Annotated in this window: 1 protein-coding gene; it reads left to right on the forward strand. The window is 72.1% G+C overall.

Annotated features, from left to right (window positions below; genetic code table 11):
• The coding region (locus GKQ77_RS32875) for a beta-ketoacyl [acyl carrier protein] synthase domain-containing protein (RefSeq protein ID WP_372460054.1) at positions 1 to 1,229 on the forward strand (1,229 nt) is incomplete at both ends.

Raw genomic sequence — 1,229 nt, forward strand, 5'->3', positions numbered from 1 at the left:
CGCCCGCGCCGTCCCCATCGCCGTCGTAGGGATGTCCTTCCGGCTGCCCGGCGCCGACACCCCCGAGGAGTTCTGGCGCACGATCCACGACGGCGCCGACCGCATACGCCGCTTCACCGAGGCCGAACTGGCCGCCGCCGGTGTGCCCGAGGAGCAGTACCGCGCCGACGACTTCGTCGGGGCGAGCGGCGTCCTCGAGGGCATCGCCGGCTTCGACGCGAGCTTCTTCGGGATGAGCGCGCACGAGGCCCGCATCACCGACCCCCAGCACCGGCTCTTCCTGGAGTGCGTCCACCACGCCCTGGAGAACGCCGGGTACGCGGGCGACCCGAACGGCGCGGGCAGCGCAGGACACTCGAGCCATTCAGGCCCCGCCCACGAAATCGGCGTCTACGCCAGCACCGGCTACCACCTCTACTCCCTCCAGACCTACCTCCAGAACAACGTCCTGCCGCACGGCGTGGCCGACTGGGTCGCCGGGCTCCAGGTCACCGTCGGCAACTTCACCGACTTCACCGCCAACCGCGCCGCCTACCGCCTCGGCCTGACCGGGCCGGCCGTCAACGTCCAGACGGCGTGCTCCAGTTCGCTGACGGCCGTCGCCCTCGCCGCGCAGTCCGTGGCCCACGGCGAGTGCGACATCGCGGTGGCGGGGGCCACCGCCCTGCACGTGCCGCAGGTCCTCGGCTACCAGTACGTCAAGGGATCCATCCTCTCCAAGAGCGGCTACCTGCGGCCCTTCGACGCCGACGCGGACGGCACCGTCGGCGGTACGGGCGTCGCGGCCGTCGTGCTGAAGCGGCTCGACCGGGCCCTGGCCGACGGCGACCACATCCATGGCGTCATCCGCGGCTGGGGGGTCAACAACGACGGCGCCGACAAACGGGCGTTCAGCGCGCCCAGCGCCGACGGCCAGCGCGGGGCCATCCGTCGCGCCCTTGAGCGGGCCGGGGTCGACGCGGGCACCGTCGGTTATCTGGAGACCCACGGCACCGGCACCTTCAAGGGCGACCCGATCGAGTTCGAGGGCGCCACCGCCGCGTTCCGCGCCGACACCGACCGCACCGGCTACTGCGCCCTCGGCTCGGTCAAGGCCAACATCGGGCACCTCGACGTCTGTTCGGGTCTGGCGAGCCTCATCAAGACGCTGCTCGTCCTGCGGCACAAGGTCATCCCGCCGATGGCCAACTTCCGCCGACGGCCGGGGTCAGCTGCTCCTCGACCAGCGC

This window comes from Streptomyces anatolicus, from assembly GCF_019400875.1.
Lineage (GTDB): Bacteria > Actinomycetota > Actinomycetes > Streptomycetales > Streptomycetaceae > Streptomyces > Streptomyces anatolicus.